This window comes from Saccharothrix sp. ALI-22-I, assembly GCF_001984175.1.
GTDB lineage: Bacteria > Actinomycetota > Actinomycetes > Mycobacteriales > Pseudonocardiaceae > Actinosynnema.
Genome location: NZ_MTQP01000067.1, coordinates 751,352 through 765,787, shown reverse-complemented (window position 1 = coordinate 765,787; position 14,436 = coordinate 751,352). Strand labels below are relative to the sequence as shown.

Below are 14,436 nucleotides of genomic sequence, written 5' to 3'. Positions count from 1 at the left end.
CTTGCATTGTCGCGAGAGGAGCGCCCTGAGTATGGGCAAGATCAAGGTTCAGGGGACCGTCGTCGAGCTTGACGGCGACGAGATGACCCGGATCATCTGGCAGTTCATCAAGGACAAGTTGATCCACCCGTACCTGGACGTCAACCTCGAGTACTACGACCTGGGCATCGAGCACCGGGACGCGACCGACGACCAGGTCACGATCGACTCCGCGCACGCCATCAAGAAGCACGGCGTCGGCGTGAAGTGCGCCACCATCACGCCGGACGAGGCGCGGGTCGAGGAGTTCGGCCTGAAGAAGATGTGGGTCTCGCCGAACGGCACGATCCGCAACATCCTCGGCGGCGTGGTGTTCCGCGAGCCGATCATCATCTCCAACATCCCGCGGCTGGTGCCGGGCTGGACCAAGCCGATCATCATCGGCCGTCACGCCCACGGTGACCAGTACAAGGCGACCAACTTCAAGGTCCCCGGCGCGGGTGAGCTCACCATCACGTTCACGCCCGAGGACGGCTCCGAGCCGATCAAGCACGTGGTCGCCAACTACGGCCCCGACGGCGGCGTGGCGATGGGCATGTACAACTTCAACAAGTCCATCGAGGACTTCGCGCGGGCCTCGTTCTCGTACGGGTTGCAGCGCAACTACCCGGTGTACATGTCGACCAAGAACACCATCCTCAAGGCGTACGACGGTGCGTTCAAGGACATCTTCCAGAAGGTGTTCGAGGAGGAGTTCAAGGCGCAGTTCGACACGGCGGGCCTCACCTACGAGCACCGCCTGATCGACGACATGGTCGCCGCCGCCATGAAGTGGGAGGGCGGCTACGTCTGGGCCTGCAAGAACTACGACGGTGACGTGCAGTCCGACACGGTCGCGCAGGGCTTCGGCTCGCTGGGCCTGATGACGTCGGTGCTGATGACGCCGGACGGCAAGACCGTCGAGGCCGAGGCCGCGCACGGCACGGTCACCCGGCACTTCCGCCAGCACCAGGCGGGCAAGCCGACCTCCACCAACCCGATCGCGTCGATCTTCGCGTGGACGGGTGGTCTGAAGCACCGCGGCAAGCTGGACGGCACGCCGGAGGTGACGGGCTTCGCGGAGACGCTGGAGCAGGTCATCGTCGAGACCGTCGAGAGCGGCCGGATGACCAAGGACCTGGCTTCGCTCGTCGGCCCGGACCAGGAGTGGCTGACCACCGAGGACTTCCTCGGCACGCTGGACGAGAACCTCCAGAAGAAGATGGCCGGCTGACGCCTGTTCTTCGCGAGGTTGATCAGGGGACCGCTTCCGGGCGGTCCCCTGATCCGTCTCCGGAGCACTGTCCGGGTCCGTCCGGTCCCGTCCGGGTCTGTCCGGGTAGCGGGCTCACCCGTTCGGTTTCCCGGTGGAGTGGATTGTGGCCGGGGCCGGTGTAGGCCGGTGTCCGGCGCGCTATATCTGCACTTCAGAAGAGGTGCCGGGGAGGCGTGATGTTCGGGATTCCTACGCGTGGTCTGGTCGTCGTCGGGGTGCTGGCGGCGGCCGGGTTCATGTACGTGACCAACGAGGTGAAGAAGTTGGGGGTGGAGGAAGTCGCCGCCCGCGAGTGCAGGGTGACCGTGATCGCCGACATCCTCAACGTCCGGTCCGGGCCGGCCGACACCCAGCCGATCGTGGCGACCATGCGGCGTGACGCGGTGGCGGGGGCCGAACGGCAGGTGGTGAACGGGTTCCGGTTGCTGTCCGACGGGCGGTGGGTGAAGGACGAGTTCGTGACGCCCACCTCGGACAGCAGTTGCGCGTGATGTGATTGGTGGATGTTCTTCAAGTGGCGGCCGTTCCGCCGTGACGTGGTGACGTGCGCGTGCGAGCCGGAGTGGCCCGCTCTGCGCGCGTCGGTGGACGGGCACGACATCGCCGGGGTGCCGTCACCCGAGGGCAGCAGTCCGTTGGTGCTGATGATGGGGCTGGTCGCGTTCTGCGCGCGGTGTGGCGCGGAATACCCGTACGGCTGGGCGGTGGCCGAGCGCGGATAGGCTGCGCCGGTGCTGACTGTCTCGACGATCAACGTCAACGGGCTGCGTGCGGCCGCCAAGAAGGGCTACCTGGAGTGGCTGGCCGCGACGTCCGCGGACGTCGTGTGCCTGCAGGAGGTGCGGGCCGAGCCGGGGCAGTTGTCCGACGAGGTGCGGGCACCTTCCGGTTGGCACGTGGCGCACGCGCACTCCGAGGTGAAGGGGCGCAACGGGGTCGCGGTGCTGACGCGGGTCGCGCCGGAGGCCGTCCGGATCGGGTTCGGGGTGTCGGAGTTCGAGCACTCCGGCCGGTACGTCGAGGTCGAGTTGGCCGACGTCGTGGTGGCGTCGCTCTACCTGCCCAGCGGTGACGTCGGCACGCCGCGGCAGGACGAGAAGGACCGGTTCATGGCCGCGTTCCTGCCGTACCTGGTGGAACTGCGCGACAAGGCCGCCGCCGACGGGCGCGAGGTGCTGGTCTGCGGCGACTGGAACATCGCGCACCGGCCGGAGGACCTGAAGGCGTGGAAGACGAACCAGAAGTCGTCCGGGTTCCTGCCCGAGGAACGCGCGTGGATGGACCGCGTGTTCGGTGAGGCCCGGTATGTCGACGTCGTGCGCTCCCTGCACCCCGACGCGACCGGCCCGTACACCTGGTGGTCGTACCGCGGCAAGGCGTTCGACAACGACTCCGGCTGGCGCATCGACCTCCACGTGGCCACCGAGGGCCTGGCCCGGACCGCGAAGACCGCCGTGGTCGAACGCGCCGCCACCTACGGCGAGCGCTGGTCGGACCACGCTCCCGTGACGGTGACGTTTGACTGGCCGCAGGCCGGAGATCAGGCACAATCGTGAGCGGGAGGTGACGTCCGTGCACGAGATCATCGCAGCCAGACTGTCCGAGGTCGAGGAGCTGTGCCGTGCGTTGGGCGTCCGACGTCTGGACGTGTTCGGGTCCGCTGTCGGTGACTCGTTCGACTTGGTGTCGAGTGACGTTGACGTTCTGGTGGAGTTCGACGTTCGGCCGGGCTTCGACCACTTCGGCAACTACTTCGCCCTGAAGGAAGGGCTGGAGCGGATCTTCAACCGACAGGTCGATCTCGTGAGCGGTTCGAGCATCCGCAACCCTTACTTCCGGCAGCGCGTGATGGAAACCAGGGAACAGCTGTATGCGGCCTGATCCCCGCGCCTAACCTCTGGGACGCGCTGCACGCCGTTGACCTGCTGCGTCAGTTCAGTGCGGGCAAGTCGTTCACGGACTACGAGTCGGACGCCATGCTGAGGTCGGCGGTCGAGCGGCAGTTCGAGATCATCGGTGAAGCCCTGAACCAGCTTCGCAAGGTGGATGCCGAGCTCGCGTCGGCCATCCGGACGTCAATCGGATCGTCGCGTTCCGCGTCCCTGTTCACGACCCTGGTCGACGGTGACGCGCCCTACCAGGCCGACTACGACGACTTCTCGCCCCGCGGCCTCGCCGCACTGGCCCGCGAGTTCGCGTTCAACGACCCGCACGCCGACCCGAACGCGGTCGGCGCGGTTACTGACCGCAACACCGAACTCCTCGTCGCCGGGAGGGCACCGGTCCGCTAGAACACCACTAGAACACCACAAGAGCACCGCTAGAGCACCGGTAGAACGCGGGAAGTCCGCAGTGCTGGAAATCACTCCTGGCCTGATCAGGAATTTTCCGCACATAAGGTCGTTGTCGTGGCCGTGGACATCTCGATCACCCCGCCGGAGCCGACGCCGAGCCCGTCGGCGATGCGACGCGCGTTGCGCCGTGCCGCCGACGGCGCCGTGCTGGACGTCACCGAGGCCGCCGTGCTGCTGCACGCCCGCGGTGACGACCTGGACGTGCTGCTGGACGCCGCGGGCCGGGTGCGCGACGCACACCTGCTGGCGGAGGGGCGGCCGGGCGTCGTCACCTACAGCCGCAACGCGTTCATCCCGCTGACCCGCCTGTGTCAGGACCGCTGTCACTACTGCACGTTCGCGACCGTCCCGCACAAGCTGCCCGCCGCGTTCCTGGAACGGGACGAGGTGCTGGACATCGCCCGCCGGGCCGCCGCCCAGGGCTGCAAGGAAGCTCTCTTCACGCTGGGTGACCGGCCCGAGGAGCGGTGGCCGCAGGCGCGCGAGTGGCTGGAGGCGCGCGGCTACTCCTCGACGCTGGACTACGTGCGGGCCAGTGCGATCGCCGTGCTGGAGGAGACCGGACTGCTGCCGCACCTCAACCCCGGCGTGCTGAGCTGGGAGGAGTTGCAGCGGCTGCGGCCGGTCGCGGCCAGCATGGGGATGATGCTGGAGACCACGGCCGAGCGGCTGTGGTCGGAGAAGGGCGGCGCGCACTACGGCAGCCCGGACAAGGAACCCGCGGTTCGGCTGCGGGTGCTCACCGACGCGGGCCGGGTGAACGTGCCGTTCACCACCGGCATCCTGATCGGCATCGGCGAGACGATCACAGAGCGCGCCGAGTCGTTGCTGGCCATGCGCGGTATCGCCCGCCAGTACGGGCACATCCAGGAAGTGATCATCCAGAACTTCCGCGCCAAGCCGGACACCGCGATGCGCGGCATGCCGGACGCCGACCTGCGCGAACTGGCCGCCACGATCGCGGTGGCACGGCTGGTCATGCCGTCGTCCACGAGCGTGCAGGCGCCGCCGAACCTGGTCGGCGGCGAGTTCGGCCTGATGCTGCGCGCGGGCATCGACGACTGGGGTGGCGTGTCGCCGGTGACGCCGGACCACGTCAACCCCGAACGGCCGTGGCCGCAGGTGGACGCGCTCGCCGAGCACACCCGCGAAGCGGGCTTCGACCTGCAAGAACGCCTCGCCGTCTACCCGCGGTACGTGACCGCGACCGCCGGCCAGTGGATCGACACCCGCCTCACCGCGCACGTCTCCGCGCTGGCGCGGGAGGACGGGCTGGCCGAGCCGGACGCCCCGGTCGTCGGCCGCGACTGGCAGGAGCCGGACGGCGGGCTCGACACCTACGGCCGGGCCGACCTGAACACCGCCATCGACACCGAGGGGCGCACCGAGGACCGCCGTGGCGACTTCGACAGCGTCTACGGCGACTGGGCGTCGTTGAGCGTCCCCAAGGCCGTCGAGAGGCTGCCCGAGGACGCCGCACGCGCCCTCAGGCTCGCCGAGTCGGACCCGGCCAAGATCCTGGACGACACGGACGCCGCGATGGCGCTGCTCACCGCCGACGGCGCGGCCCTGGAGACCATGGCCAGGCTCGCCGACGAACTGCGCGCCGAGGTGGTCGGCGACGACGTCACCTACGTGGTCAACCGCAACATCAACTTCTCCAACGTCTGCTACGTCGGCTGCCGCTTCTGCGCGTTCGCCCAGCGGGAGCGGGACGCGGACGCGTTCCGGCTGTCCGTGGCCGAGGTCGCCGACCGCGCCCAGGAGGCGTGGGACGCGGGCGCCACCGAGGTCTGCATGCAGGGCGGCATCGACCCGAAGCTGCCGGTCACCTACTACGCCGACGTCGTGCGGGCGATCAAGACCAGGGTCCCCGGGATGCACGTCCACGCGTTCAGCCCGATGGAGATCGTCAGCGCGGCGGCCAAGGCCGGCGTGAGCGTGCGCGAGTGGCTGACCGAGCTGCACGACGCGGGCCTGGACACCATCCCCGGCACCGCCGCCGAGATCCTGGACGACGACGTGCGCTGGGTGCTGACCAAGGGCAAGCTGCCCGCCGCGACCTGGCTCGACGTGGTGGCCACCGCGCACGAGGTCGGCATCCGCTCGTCGTCCACGATGATGTACGGCCACGTGGACCACCCCGGCCACTGGCTCGGGCACTTCCGGGCGTTGGCGGCGTTGCAGGACCGCACGGGCGGGCTCACCGAGTTCGTCGGCCTGCCGTTCGTGCACCGCAACGCGCCGATCTACCTGGCGGGCGTGGCCCGCCCCGGCCCCACGCGGCGGGACAACCGGGCCGTGCACGCGTTCGCCCGGCTCGCCCTGCACGGGCGGGTCGACAACATCCAGTGCTCGTGGGTCAAGCTCGGCGACGAGGGCACCGCCGAGGTGCTCCGCGGCGGCGCCAACGACCTGGGCGGGACGCTCATGGAGGAGACCATCAGCCGGATGGCCGGCTCCGAGCACGGCTCCGCGCGCACCGCCGAGCAGCTGCACACCACGGCGGCCCTGGCCGGTCGAACGGCCAGGCAGCGCACTACGACGTATGGCCGAGTGGACGTCGTGAGCCGACCCCTGGGCTGGAGGGCTTGATCGGCTCTGGTTACTCTGCCGCCGGTCGCGTTAACCCGATCCGAACACACCTGCCCCATAGCTTCGGTAGGTTCGCGGCCGTCCGTCAACAAGGTTCACTCCATCGTGGGTGACACGGTGTTGGTGAGGAGGCTGGGCAGTTGCGCGGTCGCGGTGTGGTCCTGGGTCTGGTCCTGGGCGCGGCGTCATCCCTGGTCATCGAAGGTGTCGCGGTGGCAGCCGACGGTTCGGTGGCGATCCCGGTCTCCCTTGAGGCGCCGGTCGGCATCGCGGCGGTGGCGTTCGGCGTGATCGGTCTGGTGGCCGGCCTGGTCCGGCACCGCCGGGCCGCGGTGGGGCGTGCTGCCGCAGCAGCCGCCGCCGCGGTAGCGGTCGTCGTCGAGGTCGACAACCAGACCGAGGTGCGGCCCGCCACCACGGCGGTCTGATCCGCCTGGGAGAATCACTCCCGTGGTCGTCGAAAACTCCGCTGAGAACGCCGCAGGCGCGCCCGTGGGGCAGCCTGTCGAGAACGCGGCTCCGGTGAGCCGTCCCCGCGTGCTGTCCGGTATCCAGCCGACCGCGGGGTCGTTCCACCTCGGCAACTACCTCGGCGCGATCCGCCAGTGGGTGGCGTTGCAGGAGACGCACGACGCGTTCTACTGCGTCGTGGACCTGCACGCGATCACCGTCGAGCAGGATCCCAAGGTGCTGCGGCAGAACACCCGCATGTCCGCCGCGCAGCTCCTCGCGCTGGGCATCGACCCGGACCGCTCGTCGCTGTTCGTGCAGTCGCACGTGCCCGAGCACGCCCAGCTCGGCTGGGTCATGCAGTGCCTGACCGGGTTCGGCGAGGCCAGCCGGATGACCCAGTTCAAGGACAAGTCCGCGCGGCAGGAGTCGTCCGTCGGCGTCGGCCTGTTCACCTACCCGATCCTCCAGGCCGCGGACATCCTGCTGTACCAGGCGCACCACGTGCCGGTCGGCGGTGACCAGCGCCAGCACGTGGAGCTGACCCGGGATCTGGCGCAGCGGTTCAACACCCGGTACGGCAAGACGTTCCGGCTGCCCGAGCCGTACATCGTCAAGGAGACCGCCAAGATCTACGACCTCCAGGACCCGACGTCGAAGATGTCGAAGTCCGTGCCCGCGGGCGTGGTGGAGCTGCTGGAGGACCCGAAGCGGTCGGCCAAGAAGATCCGGTCGGCGGTCACGGACACCGGCCGCGAGATCGTGTACGACCCGGAGGCGAAGGCCGGGGTGAGCAACCTGCTGGTGATCTACTCGGCGTTGACCGGCCGGTCGGTCGAGTCGCTGGTCGCCGACTACGACGGCAAGGGCTACGGGGACCTGAAGAAGGACCTCGGCGAGGTGTTCACCGAGTTCGTCACGCCGGTGCGGGCGCGGGTGGCCGAGTACCTGGACGACACCGCCGAGCTGGACAAGGTGCTGGCGCGCGGCGCGGAACGGGCGCGTTCGGTGGCGTCGAAGACGCTGGCCAGGGCGTACGAGCGAATCGGCTTCCTCTCCAGTGGCGTGTGATCACCTCACGGGCTAACTTTTTCCGTGTGGCGGAAGAAGTAGGGGCCAAGGCCGGGTCGAAGCTCGACCGGATGCGCCGCGAGCGGCCGTGGCTGGACCACCTGTTCCGCGCCGCCCAGCGGTACAGCGAGCAGTACGGGGCGCACTACGCGGCGGCCGTGACGTACTTCAGCGTGCTGTCGCTGGTGCCGATGCTGATGATCGGCTTCGCCGTCGCCGGTTTCGTGCTGTCCTCGCAGCCCGGACTGCTGGACGAGATGAAGGCCGGCATCACCGAGGCGGTGCCCGGCACGCTCGGCAACACCATCAACGAGGTGGTCGAGCAGGCGATCCAGTCCAAGGGCACCGTGGGTGTGCTCGGCCTGCTCACCGCCGCCTACTCCGGCCTCGGCTGGATGAGCAACCTGCGTGACGCGTTGACCGCGCAGTGGGGCCACGCGAAGGCCGACCTGCCGTTCCTGAAGACGGCGTTGAAGGACCTGCTGGCGCTCATCAGCCTCGGGGTGGCCCTGGTGGTGTCGTTCGGCCTCACGGCGGTCGGCAGCGGGTTCGCCGAACTGGTGCTGCGGTGGGTGGGCCTGGACGGCGTGGGGTGGGCCGAGGCGATGTTGAAGGTCGGCACGATCGTGCTGGCCCTGGTCGCGAACTGGCTGGTGTTCCTGTGGGTGCTGGCCAAGCTGCCGCGCGAGCCGGTGGGGTGGCGCAGCGCGGTGAAGGGTGCGGCCGCCGCCGCGATCGGGTTCGAGATCCTGAAGCAGGCCGGGACGCTCTACCTGAGCACCGTCACGTCTTCGCCCGCCGGCGCCGCGTTCGGGCCGATCATCGGTGTGCTGTTCTTCGCGAATCTGGTGGCCCAGTTCCTGCTGTTCATCACGGCGTGGACCGCCACGGCGCGGGAGAACGCCAGGAAGGACCTGCCGCCGCCACCGCCGCCCGCGGTGATCCGGCCGGTGGTGGAGGTCCGGTCCGGCCCCAGCCCCCGCGCCGCCGTCGGGCTGGTCGGCGTGGGGCTGCTGCTGGGTGCGTTGTTCCGGCGGCGGTGACCGCGGCGTTCACGTCGGGGTTTACGTCGCGGGTTTACGTCCAGAACACCGCGATGCCGACGTTGACGACCACCAGACCGGCGAGCGTCGGGGTGAGCCACGTGGCGGGTTTCGGCTTGCTCAGGTTGACCGCGACCAGACCTCCGATCACGACCAGCACCAGCAGTTTCACCCCGATTTTGATGTTGTCGTAGTCCTGGTCGGTCAGCGGGGCCAGACCCATCAGCGCCACGCCGGTCAACAGTTGGAGCGCGCTGCCGTGCAGCCAGCCCTTGTTCAGGGGGGCGTCCGCCCCGGCCCGGCGCTGGACGAAGAACATCGCGATGAGCATGCCCATGCCGAGCAGGTGCAGGAACACCAGCAGTAGGCGCACGAACTCCACGGCGGAGCCTCCAGGTGTGGTGGGTTATTCGCTTTTCGCGGCACGCAGGGCGCGCAGACCGCGCACGCCCAGCACGCCGATGACCGTGCCGAATGTGAGCGACGCGACAACGAGCAGCAGGTGAACGGTGAAGAACGCGGTCGGGCCGGCGTCCCACGAGCGCGGGTCATTCCAGATGTTCTGCAGGAAGGTCGGCCAGATCACCCAGGACCACACCCCGAAGGCAAGCAGGAACACGGACATGCCGCGGGAGAGCTTCACCGGAGCAGTATCGGACGTGGCGGGTGCAGGTCACTCATCCGGGGTGGCTAGCCTGGGCGGGTGCGTTCCTCCGCGTTCCGACGGCCCGTTGCCCTGGTTCTGGCTGCCTGCGCGCTGATGGCCACCGCGGCGTTCGCGGCCGCACCGGTCGCAGTGGCCCAGCCGGCCTGTGAGAACAAGGTCTCACCGCCACCTCCGGTCGACACCTCCGAAGAGGTCGCGCCGGGCGAGAAGCCGCCTTCACCGCTCGAAGTGCCGGAGAACCCGGTCGGTGGACAGCGCCTCGGCGAGTGCGGCCTCGTGCTGCCGCCGAACGCGCCCGTGCCGCCGGACGGCATCACCGCCAAGAGCTGGCTCCTGGCGGACCTGAACAGCGGCGCCGTGCTGGCCGCGCTCGACCCGCACGGCCGCCAGCGGCCCGCCTCGGTCATCAAGGTGCTCCTCGCGACGGTGGTGGCCAAGGAGCTGGCCCCGAACGCGACGGTGGCGGCGACGCCCGAGGACATCGCGCAGGAGTGCACCTGCATCGGTCTGCGCAACGGCGCCGAGTACACCGTCGAGCAGATGCTCCAGGCGCTGGTGATGGCGTCGGGCAACGACGTGGCGCACGCGTTGGCCCGCAGGCTGGGCGGGGTGCCGTCGGCGATCCGCAAGATGAACGCGCTGGCGATCGAACTCGGTGCGCTGGACACGCGGGCGGTGACGCCGTCCGGGCTGGACGCGCCCGGCACGTCGACGTCGGCCTACGACGTGGCGCTGATCTACCGCGAGGCGATGAAGTACCCGGACTTCGTCAAGGCCGTCATGACGCAACGCATCGACTTCCCGGCGGCCAACGGCAACGGGACCGTGCCGATCGTCAACGACAACCGGATGCTGACCGCGTACCAGGGCGCTCTGGGTGGGAAGTCCGGGTTCACCGACGACGCCCAGCACACCTACGTCGGTGCGGCGGAGCGCAACGGCCAGAAGCTCGTCGTGGTGTTGCTGCGGGGCCAGCAGCAGCCCGTCCGGATGACCGACCAGGCGGCCCGCCTGCTGGACTACGGCTTCGCCCTGGAGCCGGCCGCGTCCGGCAACCCCGTCGGCCGACTGGTCGAAGGCGCGCCCCAGGCGAAGAAGAAGACCGTCGAACCCACGCCGACCAGCGCCGGCGTAGGCGAAGTCGCCAACTCGACCCCCGACGGCACCCAACCCTCCGCCATGCAGACCGCCTTCGGCAACGTCGGCGGCCCGATCACCGCCGTAGCCGGCCTGGGCATCCTCCTGGCCATGGTCATGTACCTCCGCAGCCGCCGAGCCAAGGCCGCCCGAGCCGCCCGAGCCCGCCAACAAACCTCCTGACCACCCCGAGAGTCCCGAACGTTCGACTTTCGCGCGTGTCCTGCGTTCGGAATGCGCGTGTCCTGCGTTCGGGATGGGTGAGTTGAACGCTCAGAACGTGCTGAGGGCCCCTGAGCACCGCTCAGGGGCCCTCAGCAGTGCGTGGGGTCAGACGCGCTTGAAGAGGAGGGCGCGCTTGACTTCCTGGATGGCCTTGGTGACCTGGATGCCACGTGGGCAGGCGTCGGTGCAGTTGAACGTCGTGCGGCAGCGCCACACGCCGTCGATGTCGTTGAGGATGTCCAGCCGCTCCTCGGCGCCCTCGTCACGGCTGTCGAAGATGAACCGGTGCGCGTTCACGATCGCCGCGGGGCCGAAGTAGGAGCCCTCGGTCCAGTACACCGGGCACGACGTGGTGCACGCCGCACACAGGATGCACTTCGTGGTGTCGTCGAACCGCTCACGGTCGGCGATGGACTGCACCCGCTCGCGCGTCGGCTCGTTGCCGTACGTGATGAGGTACGGCTTGACCGCCTTGAACGCCTCGAAGAACGGCTCCATGTCCACCAGCAGGTCCTTGTGGACCGGCAGACCCTTGATGGGTTCGATGGTGATCGTGGTCGGCTTGCCACCGGACGCCAGCAGGTCCTTCAGCAGCACCTTGCACGCCAGCCGGTTCACGCCGTTGATGCGCATGGCGTCCGAGCCGCAGATGCCGTGCGCGCACGACCGACGGAACGTCAGCGTCCCGTCCAGGTACCACTTCACGTAGTGCAGCAGGTTCAGCACGCGGTCCGACGGCAGGGCCGGGATCTCGAACGAGTCCCAGCGCGGCTCGTCGTCGAACTCCGAGTTGAACCGGCGGATCTTCACGGTGACGGTGATCGCGCCGTCCGGCACGGGGGGCTGGTTCCCGCGCGAGCCGGTGGACACTTCAGCGGTAGCGGTCATCAGTACTTGCGCTCCATCGGCTGGTACCGGGTGAACGTCACGGGCTTGTAGTCGAGCCGGATGTCGGCCGCCAAGCCGTCGCCCTGCTTGTAGTACATGCTGTGGCGCATGAAGTTCGTGTCGTCGCGGTTCGGGTAGTCCTCGCGCGCGTGACCGCCGCGGGACTCCTTGCGCGCCAGCGCGCCGACGACGAGAACCTCGGCCAGCTCCAACAGGAAGCCCAGTTCGACGGCTTCGAGGAGGTCGGTGTTGAACCGCTTCCCCTTGTCCTGCACGGTGATCCGCTGGTACCGCTCCTTCAACGCCTGCACGTCGTGCAGCGCCGTCTTGAGCGTGTCCTCGGTGCGGTACACCGACGCGTTGGCGTCCATCGTGGCCTGCAACTCGGTGCGGATGTCCGCCACGCGCTCCTGGCCGTGCTCGGACAGCACCAGCGCCACCTGCGCCTCGACCTGGGCGGCGGGGTTCTCCGGCAGCTCCACGTGCTCGTGCGCCAGCGCGTACTCGGCGGCGGCGATGCCCGCACGGCGGCCGAACACGTTGATGTCCAGCAACGAGTTGGTGCCCAGGCGGTTCGCGCCGTGCACGGACACGCACGCGCACTCACCGGCCGCGTACAACCCCGGCACGACGCTGTCGTTGTCCCGCAGCACCTCGCCGTGCACGTTGGTCGGGATGCCACCCATCGCGTAGTGCGCGGTCGGGTAGACCGGCACCGGCTCCTTCACCGGGTCGACCGCGAGGTACGTGCGGGCGAACTCGGTGATGTCGGGCAGCTTGCTCTCCAGCACCTCGGCGCCCAGGTGCGTGCAGTCCAGCAGCACGTAGTCCTTGTTCGGACCGGCGCCGCGGCCTTCCAGCACCTCCAACGCCATGGAACGGGCCACGATGTCGCGCGGCGCGAGGTCCTTGATGGTGGGGGCGTAGCGCTCCATGAACCGCTCGCCGGAGCCGTTGCGGAGGATCGCGCCCTCACCGCGCGCGCCCTCCGTCAAGAGGATGCCCAGGCCCGCGAGGCCGGTCGGGTGGAACTGGTAGAACTCCATGTCCTCCAGCGGCAGGCCCTTGCGGAACACGATGCCCATGCCGTCGCCGGTGAGCGTGTGCGCGTTGGACGTGGTCTTGAAGACCTTGCCGAAGCCGCCGGTGGCGAACACCACGGACTTCGCCTGGAACACGTGGATCTCGCCGGTCGCCAGCTCGTAGGCCACCGCGCCGGTGCACACCGGGCCGTCGGCGGTCTCGGTCATGCAGATGTCGAGCACGTAGAACTCGTTGAAGAACTCGATGCCGTGCTTGACGCAGTTCTGGTACAGCGTCTGCAGGATCATGTGGCCGGTGCGGTCGGCCGCGTAGCAGGCACGGCGCACGGCCGCCTCGCCGTGGTTGCGGGTGTGGCCGCCGAACCGCCGCTGGTCGATCTTGCCCTCGGGCGTGCGGTTGAACGGCAGGCCCATCTTCTCCAGGTCGAGGACCGCGTCGATGGCCTCCTTCGCCATGATCTCGGCCGCGTCCTGGTCGACCAGGTAGTCACCGCCCTTGATCGTGTCGAAGGTGTGCCACTCCCAGTTGTCCTCTTCCACGTTCGCCAGCGCGGCGCACATACCGCCCTGCGCGGCGCCCGTGTGGGACCGGGTCGGGTAGAGCTTGGTCAGCACCGCCGTGCGGGCCCGCTGGCCGGACTCGATCGCCGCGCGCATCCCGGCGCCACCCGCGCCGATGATGACGACGTCGTACTTGTGGAACTGCATGGCTCTAGTACTCCCCGCGGCGGGTCAGTCGGTGATGTTCGGGTCGAAGGTGAAGATCACGTACGTGCCGAGGGCGATGATCAGCACCATCGAGACGTAGAGCAGCACCTTGAGCCAGAACCGGGTCGCGTCCTTGCGGGCGTAGTCGTTGATCACGGTGCGCAGGCCGTTGCCGCCGTGGATCTGGGCCAGCCACAGCATGGTCAGGTCCCAGAACTGCCAGAACGGCGAGGCCCAGCGGCCCGCGACGAAGCCGAAGTTGATGCGGTGCACACCGCCGTCGAGGATGTTCATGATGAACAGGTGCCCGAGCACCAGCACCACCAGCGCCATGCCCGAGATGCGCATGAACAGCCAGCTGTGCAGCTCGAAGTTGTTGCGACGGGCGGCCGGACGGCGCGGGGTGCGCGGCTTGGCCAGGGTCAGCTCGCTCATGATCACTGACCTCCGAACAGGTCGGACACCGTGCGGACCATCATGAAGTAGGTGCCGGGGACCATGACCAGCACCCAGACACCGAGGATCGCCCACAACATCTGCCGCTGGTACCGGGGGCCCTTGGCCCAGAAGTCGACCAGCATCACGCGGATGCCGTTGAGCGCGTGGTAGAGGACCGCGCCGACGAGGCCGACCTCGAACAGGTTGACGATCGGGTTCTTGTAGGTCTCGATGACCTTGTCGTACGCGTCCGGGGACACCCGCACCAGCGCGGTGTCCAGGACGTGCGCGAACAGGAAGAAGAACGTCAACACACCGGTGATGCGGTGGGCGACCCAGGACCACATCCCCAGGTCGCCGCGGTAGAGCGTTCCGCCCCCTTTAGAGGTGCCCGCCCGCTCGGGTGCGGTGGTGCCGGCCATGCGCAACGGCCTCCAGCGTCAGTGGTGGACTGGTCTCCGGTACGTGCGTACTCGGACCTTGACCCTCGGATGCTAGTCCCGCGCGCGGCACCCGACCCAAC

General features: G+C 68.8%; 17 protein-coding genes. 11 read left to right on the top strand and 6 right to left on the bottom strand.

The genetic code is table 11. The annotated features are described in order from the left end of the window. Window positions 1-31: 31 nt before the first annotated feature. The 10 genes from ALI22I_RS36015 to yhjD all read left to right on the top strand — a co-directional run bounded on the left by ALI22I_RS36015 (window position 32) and on the right by yhjD (window position 8,807). A complete protein-coding gene (locus ALI22I_RS36015) occupies window positions 32-1,252 on the top strand; it encodes an NADP-dependent isocitrate dehydrogenase (protein WP_077009985.1) in 1,221 nt (406 codons plus the stop codon). Between the two features lie 218 nt (window positions 1,253-1,470). After that, window positions 1,471-1,785, top strand: coding sequence for a hypothetical protein (locus tag ALI22I_RS36010; protein ID WP_077009984.1), 315 nt, complete (start codon window positions 1,471-1,473; stop codon window positions 1,783-1,785). Window positions 1,786-1,797: 12 nt separating this feature from the next. Continuing rightward, the gene (locus ALI22I_RS36005) at window positions 1,798-2,016 is read left to right on the top strand and encodes a hypothetical protein (RefSeq protein WP_077009983.1); all 219 of its coding nucleotides are present in this window, start codon (window positions 1,798-1,800) and stop codon (window positions 2,014-2,016) included. Window positions 2,017-2,025: 9 nt separating this feature from the next. After that, window positions 2,026-2,850, top strand: a complete 825-nt coding sequence (locus ALI22I_RS36000; RefSeq protein ID WP_077009982.1) for an exodeoxyribonuclease III — start codon at window positions 2,026-2,028, stop codon at window positions 2,848-2,850. A gap of 16 nt (window positions 2,851-2,866) precedes the next feature. Continuing rightward, complete coding sequence (locus tag ALI22I_RS35995; RefSeq protein ID WP_077010179.1) at window positions 2,867-3,175, top strand: nucleotidyltransferase family protein; 309 nt, start codon at window positions 2,867-2,869, stop codon at window positions 3,173-3,175. Beyond that, window positions 3,172-3,585 (top strand): HepT-like ribonuclease domain-containing protein, encoded by a 414-nt coding sequence (locus tag ALI22I_RS54090; protein ID WP_338013532.1) that lies wholly within the window; start codon window positions 3,172-3,174, stop codon window positions 3,583-3,585. Before ALI22I_RS35995 ends, ALI22I_RS54090 begins: the two co-directional genes overlap by 4 nt. Before the next feature lie 117 nt (window positions 3,586-3,702). Beyond that, on the top strand, window positions 3,703-6,243 hold the full coding sequence (locus ALI22I_RS35980; RefSeq protein WP_077009981.1) for a bifunctional FO biosynthesis protein CofGH: 2,541 nt from the start codon (window positions 3,703-3,705) through the stop codon (window positions 6,241-6,243). Between the two features lie 140 nt (window positions 6,244-6,383). Beyond that, window positions 6,384-6,671, top strand: coding sequence for a hypothetical protein (locus ALI22I_RS35975; protein WP_143532614.1), 288 nt, complete (start codon window positions 6,384-6,386; stop codon window positions 6,669-6,671). 64 nt (window positions 6,672-6,735) lie between these two features. Further along, a complete protein-coding gene (gene trpS, locus ALI22I_RS35970; protein ID WP_083752243.1) occupies window positions 6,736-7,764 on the top strand; it encodes a tryptophan--tRNA ligase in 1,029 nt (342 codons plus the stop codon). Between the two features lie 71 nt (window positions 7,765-7,835). Next, window positions 7,836-8,807 carry an inner membrane protein YhjD gene (gene yhjD / locus ALI22I_RS35965; protein WP_077009978.1) on the top strand — a complete coding sequence of 324 codons (972 nt, stop codon included), beginning with the start codon at window positions 7,836-7,838 and terminating at the stop codon, window positions 8,805-8,807. 34 nt (window positions 8,808-8,841) lie between these two features. Here the strand turns inward: yhjD and ALI22I_RS35960 are convergent, their stop codons facing one another. After that, window positions 8,842-9,189, bottom strand: a complete 348-nt coding sequence (locus tag ALI22I_RS35960; RefSeq protein ID WP_077009977.1) for a hypothetical protein — start codon at window positions 9,187-9,189, stop codon at window positions 8,842-8,844. 24 nt (window positions 9,190-9,213) lie between these two features. After that, the gene (locus tag ALI22I_RS35955) at window positions 9,214-9,450 is read right to left on the bottom strand and encodes an SCO4848 family membrane protein (RefSeq protein ID WP_077009976.1); all 237 of its coding nucleotides are present in this window, start codon (window positions 9,448-9,450) and stop codon (window positions 9,214-9,216) included. 60 nt (window positions 9,451-9,510) lie between these two features. Between ALI22I_RS35955 and ALI22I_RS35950 the strand changes: the two genes are divergently transcribed. After that, the gene (locus ALI22I_RS35950; RefSeq protein WP_077009975.1) at window positions 9,511-10,794 is read left to right on the top strand and encodes a D-alanyl-D-alanine carboxypeptidase family protein; all 1,284 of its coding nucleotides are present in this window, start codon (window positions 9,511-9,513) and stop codon (window positions 10,792-10,794) included. Window positions 10,795-10,941: 147 nt separating this feature from the next. On the opposite strand, the gene ALI22I_RS35945 is transcribed toward ALI22I_RS35950, so the two are convergent. From ALI22I_RS35945 to sdhC, 4 genes are read right to left on the bottom strand one after another with little or no spacing between them, the layout of a single operon-like run. Further along, on the bottom strand, window positions 10,942-11,724 hold the full coding sequence (locus ALI22I_RS35945; protein WP_077009974.1) for a succinate dehydrogenase iron-sulfur subunit: 783 nt from the start codon (window positions 11,722-11,724) through the stop codon (window positions 10,942-10,944). Beyond that, window positions 11,724-13,475, bottom strand: a complete 1,752-nt coding sequence (gene sdhA, locus ALI22I_RS35940) for a succinate dehydrogenase flavoprotein subunit (protein ID WP_077009973.1) — start codon at window positions 13,473-13,475, stop codon at window positions 11,724-11,726. Before sdhA ends, ALI22I_RS35945 begins: the two co-directional genes overlap by 1 nt. Before the next feature lie 24 nt (window positions 13,476-13,499). Further along, window positions 13,500-13,910 (bottom strand): succinate dehydrogenase hydrophobic membrane anchor subunit, encoded by a 411-nt coding sequence (locus ALI22I_RS35935; protein WP_077009972.1) that lies wholly within the window; start codon window positions 13,908-13,910, stop codon window positions 13,500-13,502. A 2-nt stretch (window positions 13,911-13,912) separates the two neighbouring features. Beyond that, window positions 13,913-14,335, bottom strand: a complete 423-nt coding sequence (gene sdhC, locus ALI22I_RS35930; RefSeq protein WP_077009971.1) for a succinate dehydrogenase, cytochrome b556 subunit — start codon at window positions 14,333-14,335, stop codon at window positions 13,913-13,915. Window positions 14,336-14,436 lie beyond the last annotated feature (101 nt).

Coding starts and splice junctions, on each gene's coding strand:
- ALI22I_RS36015 (WP_077009985.1), top strand. CDS start 32: ATGGGCAAGATCAAGGTTCAGGGGACCGTCGTCGAGCTTGACGGCGAC.
- ALI22I_RS36010 (WP_077009984.1), top strand. CDS start 1,471: ATGTTCGGGATTCCTACGCGTGGTCTGGTCGTCGTCGGGGTGCTGGCG.
- ALI22I_RS36005 (WP_077009983.1), top strand. CDS start 1,798: ATGTTCTTCAAGTGGCGGCCGTTCCGCCGTGACGTGGTGACGTGCGCG.
- yhjD (WP_077009978.1), top strand. CDS start 7,836: ATGCGCCGCGAGCGGCCGTGGCTGGACCACCTGTTCCGCGCCGCCCAG.
- ALI22I_RS35945 (WP_077009974.1), bottom strand. CDS start 11,724: ATGACCGCTACCGCTGAAGTGTCCACCGGCTCGCGCGGGAACCAGCCC.
- sdhA (WP_077009973.1), bottom strand. CDS start 13,475: ATGCAGTTCCACAAGTACGACGTCGTCATCATCGGCGCGGGTGGCGCC.
- ALI22I_RS35935 (WP_077009972.1), bottom strand. CDS start 13,910: ATGAGCGAGCTGACCCTGGCCAAGCCGCGCACCCCGCGCCGTCCGGCC.
- sdhC (WP_077009971.1), bottom strand. CDS start 14,335: ATGGCCGGCACCACCGCACCCGAGCGGGCGGGCACCTCTAAAGGGGGC.